At 48.2% G+C, this 9,393-nt stretch carries 8 protein-coding genes and 2 rRNA genes; 3 read left to right on the plus strand and 7 right to left on the minus strand.

Annotated elements, in window-relative coordinates:
* Positions 1 to 118 (plus strand): 23S ribosomal RNA (locus P771_RS0114545); the annotation flags it as partial.
* Between the two features lie 39 nt (positions 119 to 157).
* A 5S ribosomal RNA gene (gene rrf / locus P771_RS0114550) occupies positions 158 to 272 on the plus strand.
* Positions 273 to 371: 99 nt separating this feature from the next.
* On the opposite strand, the gene P771_RS0114555 is transcribed toward rrf, so the two are convergent.
* Positions 372 to 1,220, minus strand: coding sequence for an aldo/keto reductase (locus tag P771_RS0114555; RefSeq protein ID WP_035244779.1), 849 nt, complete (start codon positions 1,218 to 1,220; stop codon positions 372 to 374).
* Between the two features lie 34 nt (positions 1,221 to 1,254).
* Positions 1,255 to 2,583 carry an L-lactate MFS transporter gene (locus tag P771_RS0114560; RefSeq protein WP_028575708.1) on the minus strand — a complete coding sequence of 443 codons (1,329 nt, stop codon included), beginning with the start codon at positions 2,581 to 2,583 and terminating at the stop codon, positions 1,255 to 1,257.
* 108 nt (positions 2,584 to 2,691) lie between these two features.
* Between P771_RS0114560 and P771_RS0114565 the strand changes: the two genes are divergently transcribed.
* Positions 2,692 to 3,492, plus strand: coding sequence for a DUF362 domain-containing protein (locus P771_RS0114565; protein WP_028575709.1), 801 nt, complete (start codon positions 2,692 to 2,694; stop codon positions 3,490 to 3,492).
* 335 nt (positions 3,493 to 3,827) lie between these two features.
* On the opposite strand, the gene P771_RS0114570 is transcribed toward P771_RS0114565, so the two are convergent.
* The 5 genes from P771_RS0114570 to P771_RS0114590 form a co-directional block, all read right to left on the minus strand.
* Positions 3,828 to 4,679, minus strand: coding sequence for a hypothetical protein (locus tag P771_RS0114570; RefSeq protein WP_028575710.1), 852 nt, complete (start codon positions 4,677 to 4,679; stop codon positions 3,828 to 3,830).
* Positions 4,680 to 4,843: 164 nt separating this feature from the next.
* Positions 4,844 to 6,346 (minus strand): sigma-54-dependent Fis family transcriptional regulator, encoded by a 1,503-nt coding sequence (locus tag P771_RS18540; protein WP_051617427.1) that lies wholly within the window; start codon positions 6,344 to 6,346, stop codon positions 4,844 to 4,846.
* Positions 6,347 to 6,356: 10 nt separating this feature from the next.
* Positions 6,357 to 8,327 carry a hypothetical protein gene (locus P771_RS0114580; protein ID WP_028575711.1) on the minus strand — a complete coding sequence of 657 codons (1,971 nt, stop codon included), beginning with the start codon at positions 8,325 to 8,327 and terminating at the stop codon, positions 6,357 to 6,359.
* A gap of 83 nt (positions 8,328 to 8,410) precedes the next feature.
* The gene (locus P771_RS18920; RefSeq protein WP_153304082.1) at positions 8,411 to 8,578 is read right to left on the minus strand and encodes a hypothetical protein; all 168 of its coding nucleotides are present in this window, start codon (positions 8,576 to 8,578) and stop codon (positions 8,411 to 8,413) included.
* Positions 8,578 to 9,153 carry a hypothetical protein gene (locus P771_RS0114590; RefSeq protein WP_028575712.1) on the minus strand — a complete coding sequence of 192 codons (576 nt, stop codon included), beginning with the start codon at positions 9,151 to 9,153 and terminating at the stop codon, positions 8,578 to 8,580. Before P771_RS0114590 ends, P771_RS18920 begins: the two co-directional genes overlap by 1 nt.
* Between the last annotated feature and the right edge of the window lie 240 nt (positions 9,154 to 9,393).

The raw sequence follows: 9,393 nt of genomic DNA on the forward strand, positions 1-9,393 counted from the left end.
TCTCCCTTGACTTCGGTCACTGAAGGACCCTGGAAGACTACCAGGTAGATAGGCCGGAAGTGTAAGCATGGCAACATGTTCAGCTAACCGGTACTAATAGTCCGTGCGTCTTAACCTAATCTTTTAAAAACTTACCCTTATTAACTATAAATTTTGTTCCGGCGGCCATGGCGGAGGGGTCACACCCGACTCCATTCCGAACTCGGAAGTTAAGCCCTCCAGCGCCGATGATACTTGGGGTCTACCCCTGGGAAAGTAGGTCGCTGCCGGAACAATCCTTACATGCCATAAGGCATAAAAAAAAGGGACTCATTATGAGTCCCTTTTTTTATGCCCTGGGGGAAAAATTAAATTGATCCTGCACCTAATCTTCAGCCGCGATAAAAGGCCAGATCATGAGCATAAGGCCTGAATGCCTCATGCAGCCTGGAAATGGTTTCATCAGGCATGGGCAGGGGAGTTCGGCCTATTTCAGCCACAATCTGGACCTGGCTGGGAGTTGAACAGCCGACAATGCACACATCAACATTTCTGGACAGGGCGTAACTTAAAAGAAAACGGGCATTGAGACCTTGGGAAATTTTGGTGTATTGTCCTCCCCCCAGGACCTTCATGCCGATGACGGCCATGTTTTTAGCCCTGGCAGCCGGGATGGTTTCATCCAGAAAACCGGTCAAAGTCCCTTCAAAAATATTTACCGGCAGAAGAACTGAATCCAGGGGCCATTGTTGAACGCATTTGGTCAGGATCGCTGGATCGTGATGGCCGGTCACCCCGATGTGTCTGACCATACCCTGCTCCCTGGCCTGGATAAAGGCCTCCAGTGCTCCACCAGGTCCGGCGATGAGGCTGAAATCTTCCATGGTCCGAACGTCATGAATCTGCCACAGATCGAGATAGTCTGTGCTGAGCCTGGACAGGCTGTGTTCAAGGTCTTTGAGTGCCCCTGCCCGGTCCCGCCGGGCTGACTTGCTGGTGTGAAAGATCTTTTCCCTGTTCCCGGGGTTGTTTTTCCAGAACCGGCCCAGGTAGTCCTCACTTCCGGAGTAGGCCGGAGCAGTGTCAAAATAGGTTATCCCCTGATTAAAAGCCTCTTGAATGACTGCATTTGCCTCCTCATGCCGGCCAGAGGTGCGCAGGACTCCTTCCCCACCCAGTCCGACCCTGGTTACCCTGGCTTCTGAACTGAAATCTATTTTTTCTATTGTCTTGTTGTTCATGCCTGTTCCTTCCAAGGTTTAATATTTAAAAGGCTCATTTTGAGGGCGCCTTGAGCAGCAGGGAAATCAGGGCTGCAAGGATACAGGCAATGCCGGCAATGGTGAAAGACATGGACCAGGTGGCAATTTCGCCTGCTCCGGCAATATCTTTAAAATAACCAGCTACCTGAGGTCCAGCTATCCCAGCAAGACCAAAGGACAGAAACATCCACCCATAATTGGCCCCGAGATTTCTGCTGCCAAAATAATCAGCTGTGATGGCAGGAAACAAAGCAAAATTTCCGCCAAAATTGAACCCGATTATTGCTGCAGCCAGGATAAAACTGCTGACAGCCCCGCCCATTTCAAAAAAGACCAACATGATAAAGGCCTGGAAGCTGCACATGGTCAGTAAGGACCACTTTCTGCCCAGTCGATCCGATATTCCGCCCCAGACAACCCGGCCCAGGCCATTGAATATAGCATACCAGGCCATGGCAGTGCCAGCAATGGCAGCAGCATGGGCCGGGTTGCCTGCTGCTGCGGATGCCTGCAGTGAGTCAATCCCAAAAAGGCTGATGCTGTATATTACCATCAGTCCTGCTGAGGCAGTGCTGAAAAACATAAGCCAGAGCATGTAAAACTGGGGTTTGCGCAGCATTTCCAATGTGCTGAATTCCTGATTTGATGATTCCTGAAAGTTATTTTCACTTGGCTGCACAGGGGTATAGCCCTGGGGTTGATAACCCCGGGGGGGATTGAGCATTACCAGGCTGCCTAATCCCACAAACAGCAGAAATATAAAACCATAAATCAAAAATACAGATTGAACACCAGGTAGTGAAAATAAGCTTGTAGTGTATAAAAGCCCTCCAAACCAGCTTCCAGCCAGTTTAACCCAGAGGGTTGCTCCAAACCCAAAACCTGCCACAGCAATACCTGAAATAAGTCCTTTTTTGTCAGGAAACCATTTAATACCAACTGAAATGGGCACAACATAGGCCAGTCCAATACCAGTTCCACCTATAATGCCGATAAAAATAAGCTGGGACCAGAAGGTGCTCCCCAAAAGACCCCCCAGGATGTAACCTGATGCCAGGACAATTCCGCCTGAAAAGGCCATGGACCTCGGCCCAAACCTTGTCTGAAGTCGGCCTGTTACAATCATACATAATGGAACAAAGAGCAGACCGACTGAAAAAATCCAGGCAGCCTGCTGGGCAGTGAAGCCGTAATGGCCACCCTGGTCCAGCGGCAGGGTGAGCAGCCCTGTAAAGGCACTCCAGGCATAGATGGTTCCCAGACAGAACTGGATTACAATGGCCCCCAGAACCACCAGCCATCTATTGTTGCCGGTAGTCAGGATATTTTGCATACGAGTCATATTGATTCCAATGGCAAAAAGTTTGATCAGAAAGGGTGCTGTCCAGATCCGGCTGAAATTAGCTTCACAGCCCTTTATTTTGGTTCTGGATTTGGATAGCAAAGACTTATGGATCAAACTCAAAATCTATCGGTTGAACGGTTCTCCAATTGGCCGGAAACGCTGGGGACCTGCCTTGACCGGCTGGGAATCGGTAAAGTCCTGAAAAGACGCAAGCTGATTATTATCAAGCCCAATCTGGTCAATTCCTCCCCTTTTCCCATCACCACCTCGCCGGATATGGTCCGGGTTCTGGTGGAGTACATCCGCAGACACTCCAAAGCCAGACTGATCATTGCCGAGGGCTGCGGTGACTGCCACCTTGAAACACCTGAGGTCTTTTCCAGCCTGGGCTATGATTACCTGGCCAGGGAATACGGCCTTGAGCTTGTGGATCTCAACCATGCCCCCCTGGTCCGGTTGAAGAATCATGCGTGCCGGGTGTTTCCTGAAATATTTCTGCCCAGGATTGCCCTTAAGGGATTTCTGATCTCGGTTCCTGTGCTCAAAAGACATTCCCTGGCCCAGGTCACTCTGGCCATGAAGAACATGATGGGCCTGGCTCCACCCAGTCATTATCAGCAGGGAGGAAAATGGAAAAAGGCCTTTTTCCATGCCCGGATGGACCGTTCCATCTTTGAACTGAACCTGTACCGGACCCCGGACCTGTCCATAATAGATGCTTCAGTGGGTATGGCTGAATACCACCTTGGCGGCAGAACCTGTGATCCCCCGGTGCAGAGGATGGTGGCCGGACTGGACCCGGTAGCCGTGGACTCGTACGGTGCCGGACTCCTTGGTCTTTCCTGGAAGGACATTCCTCATATCAGTATGGCCCACAGCATACTTGGCCGGGCCTGTTCAGGCTAGATTGATCCAGGCCGCTTGCATCCTGATACTAAGATGTTACCAGGCAGACAACACTGCACCTGCTTTCCGGATCTGCATTTGGCTCCTGGGCAGGGATTTAAGAGTGAACATTGGCACGTCTAACATAGTTCATGATAATACCCACAATATTGGTCAGTCCGAAAATGATGGATGCACCATACCAAGCATATATAATTGTGGTAACTTTTTGGCTGGCCTGGGGTCTTTGCTTATTTACAGAGCCGTCAGGGATAAGGGTAATATCTGTGCTCAAAAATAATAATGTGAAGTAAAGAGAATTTTAACGGTTATAACCTGTGTTCAATTGCCTAGGGTTAAAGGCCATCAATAACCACCTGCATAACCTGATCTGTTGTCAGCTGGCTGCCATGCCCAGGCGAGCCAATGATGGAGCTTCTCCCGCCCCAGCCCTTTTCCAATCTGCTCAACTCATACAGCAGGCCTGACACTTTCAACCCTTTTCCGGCAATGGTATATTTACTCATTAAAGGATGCACTTGTACTAAACTGTGCAGGACCGCCACTCCGCAGTCCTGCCTGTAAAGCTCTGCAGACCCGCCGGTTGCCTGTGACGAAAGCCAGCCTATTTTTATCCCTTGCCTGGACAGCATGAACTTAGCTGACTTCAGATCAGTTTTGAGTATCTGCAGATTTTTAGACTTGGCTCTAACATATACTTGCCAGTCGTCATAATTCGGCATGGGAGCAAAAGGTGACAAACAGTGCTTCAGCACTCTGTCCAGCATGGCTATGCCCTTAAAAAAGGCTGTTTCCCTGTCCTGTACTGTCAGCAGTATCCCGGAAAAAAGAGACGACAACGAAGGAAAAGGAACCTGGGGTATTATGGGCAGAGCCTGATCCACCAGACAGACATAGTTGACCAGGCGGTCAAGTTCATAGCCTGGATATCTGAACAGATCAAAGGCCTGTCTGCAGGCTGGCGGACAGTCTTTTCCAGGATCATGGTGATCAAAGTTGCCAAGATGGATCAGACCTGTGCCACCGGCTTCAATACACAGAATACGGCTATCCAGGAGTTCAGCATCTTCAGCTCCGGCAGGTGCGATCCTGACCGGCATACTTTTATTAACGCCCATGATCAGGGCTGTCAGGCAGGTATCAAGATCAGGCTTGGCAATTACTACCTTTCTGTACAAATGCTTCATGCTTATTCTCCATTGAGCTGGTATCAGATTGAGAATAAGCACTAAGTGTGCCTGCTTTATAACACTGTATTATCAGATAGATAAGATGCCTTGTGGTCAGCGTGACAGGCAACCAGACGTGAGTTTTTCAACTATGTTTAAAAGACAATTCAACCTGGACTGCATTAAGACGACTGTCGCTTCTTCATCTCTTTATACATGGCTTGGGCTGACATTCCCAGCAGCCTGGCTGCCAGGCTCATATTACCATCTGCTTTTTCCATAGCCCGGTCTATGAGCTTGGCTCGAATATTCTTTGTATGGCTCTCCATGGAAAACCCCTCAAAAGGCTCAGGTATTCCTGAACGAGCCTTGAGCGGTTCATCCAGGAATATATCCCTGGCTGTGATCACTCCGTCAACAGACATTATGGATGCTTTTTGCATCCTGTTGTAGAGTTCCCTGATATTTCCCGGCCAGTGGTAGCCGTACATTGTTTCATAAGCATCCGGGGATATGAACAGATTCTGGTTAATTTTGTTGAACTTTGGCAAAAAAGAGGCACAGATACTTGGAATGTCCGTTTTTCTTTCCCGCAAGGGGGGCAGCAGGAGTGTAAATTCATTCAATCTGAAATAGAAATCTTCCCGCACTTCTCCTGTGTCTATGCCCCTTGCCATATCTCTGTTGGTCGCAGAAATAAGCCGGAAATCCACTTTTGAGGGGGCAGTATCTCCAATTCTGTAAAATTCCTTCTGCTGAATAGCCCGGAGCAGTTTTGCCTGAATATAGGGAGGGAGCTCTCCAGCCTCGTCCAGAAACAGGGTTCCTCCGTGAGCCTGCATGAAATAACCTGCATGGTCCCGTTCAGCCCCAGTGAAAGCTCCTTTTCTGTGACCGAATAGTTGGGATTCGGCCATATTTTCAGGGATGGAAGCGCAATTGACAGATATTAACGGCCCCTTTGCCCGGGGGCTCATTTTGTGGACATACCTGGCCAGAAGATCCTTTCCAGTCCCGTTTTCCCCAAGAATCATGACCGAAGCGTCATGACCAGCCACCCTGGCAGCCTGGGTGAGGGTGTCCATCAGGGCAGGGTGATCACCGACTATTCCAATCTCTTGTTTCAGCTTGAGGATCCTGGCTTGATCAGGACCCTGTGCTATAACCGGAGTCGTACTGGGCAGGACCCTGGGAAAGACCCTGACCCTGGGGTCTATCTCCCTGACCAGGAGTTGATCAGGCTTTTGATATCTTTCTTCCCTGACCTGAAGCAGACGGGCAGGAATCTCTCCTGATGCGGTCAGCAGGAGCCAGGATGCATGCATCTGCGGTGTTCCCGATGACATGGACACATAATAGTGCCCGTCAGACACCTCCCTGGCTGTCTCTCTGAACACACGGCGCAAACCCTGAAGGATGTCTTCATAATCTGTTGGATCAGATATTTTGAGTTCAGAAGTGACTGTCTCTATTCCATGTCGTTCCTGGATTATCTGTTTGAGTGTGCAGGCATTCTCTGTCTTGTCACCTGTATGGACCAGGACAATGCCTGTAAAGTGATCCATTTCGGAAAGCAGACTCAGAACAGGCCCTGGGGCCTGTCGGTCTTGACCTGATTTACTGAAAGGATCTCTGTAACCGACAATGGTAAACAGGATTCTGGCTGATCTGTCTGTTTTAGTCATGAATTCCTCTTTATGAAGAAAAACTCCTTAAGCTCTGGATATGAGAGTCAATCTTCTCAATAAGCTTTTCAGGCTGTGCAAAATCTACCAGGTTAAGTTCAAGCAGCCTTTCTTCTCCAGACTCTCTGGCAGCGCCCTGCACCAGGGGGCCCACAAGAATCGGTACTGCAAATCTGCCCAGACCGAACTTGGAAACTCCAATCACATCGGTCTTGGCCTGCTCATAAGCACTGACAGGATCTTCGTGTCCGCTGTAGCCCTGTTTGCATGACACGCCAAGAAAAGTTCCCTCCCAGTTAATAACAATATCAAGCTCTCCATGAAAATGATCGTTCTTACCTTCAACCACATCCCAGCTCCAGGCAACATTGAGCATCATATCACAAATTTTTTCCTTTCCAGCTCTCAGAAATCCATAAGCAACAACCGGCTCAAGCCAGAAACCGTCGTGTTTACTCTTACTGCGACAAATGTGTTTAAAGGTTTGCCCGCCTTCCATAACTTGAACCACGATGCGATCTGTATCAAGACGTTTATAACTCACACCATGTCTTTGTCTTTCCAGCAAGTTAAGGGATACGCTGTTTTCCTTGCTCCGCTTTTGCCTGGCAACTTTGAGGACATGCTTCAGCATAGCCTCGCACCAATCTTCATTCTTCAAAAAATCTTCAAAGGAAATGGCTTTGTCTTTAAGCAACGGCCCGCCACAGGTTTCGGCCTGGAGAGCAACTGGAATGGCCGCATAAGGATAGCTTCTGGAAGAGTCCAGCGAGCGTGAAGACTTTTCATTATTATCCAGGGTAAAAACTGAGCTTTTGTCTCTGTCCAAAGTCATGTTCCAGCACTGGGCTTTGGTTCCTGGAGAAACATTGACAATGATGGGTTTATCCCTGAACAGATCTGGCAATGTATTTATATTCAGGTTGCTTCCAATCAGATCTGTCTTAAGAGGAATAAGTCTGTTCACTGGAAGTCTGTGGGCCATCTGGCAGAGTCTGCCGGTCAGGTCACTAATGTACTTGGATTTTTTGTCATAGGCCAGGTAGCAGTCGCCAGGCTCATGGGCCATTATGGCCTGAATTGTGGAAGCAGGATCATTGCCAAGAGAGACCAGAAGATCAGGTCCTGTCCCCCCTTTGCCTTCTGAGACAGCAATAACCTTTGATAATTGATTGTCAGTGAATGTCTCTGAATTGGGGGCTGAGATTTTTTTGTCATATAAAAGTTTTCTTAATTTCTCTCTATTTTGCTCTTTGTCATGCCTAAAGTCTTCGATGGGGTCGAACCCATATGCCAGCATGCGTTTTATGGCTAACTTGTCCTTTGAACGAATAAAAAGCCTTGGCTGGAGATCGTTCAACTGGGATGCGCTACGGGATATGTCTGCAATTTTCCTGCACTGCGAGTTTATCTCATCCCTGGTAGAACCTTTAATACTGACCAGACCAATTATTTTTCCTTTTGACTCAAAACAGAAATCTAATCTAATGACCTCTTTTTCATTGAAAGATAAGGATGACTCTTTGAACAAGCCCCGGCCAACGCTTTTCTGATAGTTGAGTGACACCAAGTGCAGTTTCAAAAGATTGTCAATTCCTAGATCAGGCAGTTCCCATGATTTGTCCTGTTTCAAATCATGAAGATATGAATCCGAAGCATAAACAGGCAACACCAGATCGGGATCAATGTCTGCAGCCAGAGATGCCAGATGGAAATTCATACCTGGAGAGACATTGAAATATAGGCCTGAAGCCTTATGATTGTCTGATATGGACTTGAGCCCAATGGCGGAGATACTGTTGCTGAGGATGTCTGCCTCAACATTCCAGGTTTTAAGCAATTCCTGCAAGCTTTTCGCGTACACACCGGTTTTTCTGGTAGGCAGCAAATAAACTTTTTCCAGACCCTGGTTATCAAGCAGAGTCTTGGCCACCACAGCTATTGCCCCAGGCTGGTTTCCGACCAGGGAAGCTAAAATCATCAACAGTCTCCTTTGTTTTGCGCGGGAAAGGCTATATATATGCACTCTCTATCTTGAACCATGAACTTTTTCAAGCACATGGATCACTGCAGCCAGTTTTGCCGCTCTTTCCAGCCAGGCTTCAGTTCTTGTTTGCGTTTTTTGTTCTCCATCTTCCTGGTATGGAATCTGGCCGGATCATTTATAAAACTGTTCCTCCTGGCCCTTCTTCTGGCCTTCAGGTTGACCGTATTCAGATCTATCCGGCTCATTACAGGTCACCTCCCACTTTTTCCGCGTTTATTCTCCGGATATCTTCTTCGATAATCTCCTTCATTTTTTCCACTTCTGCCAATGCAGGCTCATAGGTGTAGCTCAGGGTAGTTGTCTGCATGTCTCCAAAACCAAAGGAGTTCCTGACCAGATCGATCCGAACCCGGCCATGGCGGTAGAGGTACTCTTCTGTAAAACCAAAGCCTGACTGACCAGGCCGGCCATAATTGCCATCCAGGGCATCCTTGACCACCTTGAAGGTCTGGCCCGGATCAGCGTATTCCACTGCGATCCTGTACAGGACATCTTCCGGTGTGAAATACAGCCAGGCCTGATTCACTTTGCCCAGCCTGTCCATGTTTTCATAACGGTTAATTTTGAGCATGGATAACTCAGTGTAGCCGCGGTACCCCCAGTTGTCCCCATAAGCCCCGCCTCGTTTATCAAACATAGCCATGACTTCTTCCCTGGAGTCCTTTCCAATCTTCAACCCCAGGTACTCACCGGCAAAGCTGTTCTGGCAGAGCACAGCAGACATAACCATCATAATCATAACCATTCCGGTCTTTTTCATTAGGTTCTCCTTTTTTGTTGTTGTGAGTTTTGCCTGGTTAAAGGCAAAGGCCGTGCCAAGTTGAAACAAAAACAGAGCCTTGCGAGGAAAATCCTTTTAAATCAAACCGTTGTTTTGGATGTAGTTGCTGTGAACTCTGTGAGCTCAGAAGTGAAGCAGCATAAAAAATAAAACCCAGGCTTAAGTTGTTTAAGCCTGGGTTTCAGTCTTAACCCTTCTGACCAGAAGCCATTTTCAGAC

Source organism: Desulfonatronovibrio hydrogenovorans DSM 9292 (genome assembly GCF_000686525.1).
Lineage (GTDB): Bacteria > Desulfobacterota > Desulfovibrionia > Desulfovibrionales > Desulfonatronovibrionaceae > Desulfonatronovibrio > Desulfonatronovibrio hydrogenovorans.

Bases quoted from the DNA above. Each gene is read 5' to 3' on its own strand.
- P771_RS0114555 (WP_035244779.1), bottom strand. From the start codon at position 1,220: ATGAACAACAAGACAATAGAAAAAATAGATTTCAGTTCAGAAGCCAGG.
- P771_RS0114560 (WP_028575708.1), bottom strand. From the start codon at position 2,583: ATGACTCGTATGCAAAATATCCTGACTACCGGCAACAATAGATGGCTG.
- P771_RS0114565 (WP_028575709.1), top strand. From the start codon at position 2,692: ATGGATCAAACTCAAAATCTATCGGTTGAACGGTTCTCCAATTGGCCG.
- P771_RS0114570 (WP_028575710.1), bottom strand. From the start codon at position 4,679: ATGAAGCATTTGTACAGAAAGGTAGTAATTGCCAAGCCTGATCTTGAT.
- P771_RS18540 (WP_051617427.1), bottom strand. From the start codon at position 6,346: ATGACTAAAACAGACAGATCAGCCAGAATCCTGTTTACCATTGTCGGT.
- P771_RS0114580 (WP_028575711.1), bottom strand. From the start codon at position 8,327: ATGATTTTAGCTTCCCTGGTCGGAAACCAGCCTGGGGCAATAGCTGTG.
- P771_RS18920 (WP_153304082.1), bottom strand. From the start codon at position 8,578: ATGAGCCGGATAGATCTGAATACGGTCAACCTGAAGGCCAGAAGAAGG.
- P771_RS0114590 (WP_028575712.1), bottom strand. From the start codon at position 9,153: ATGAAAAAGACCGGAATGGTTATGATTATGATGGTTATGTCTGCTGTG.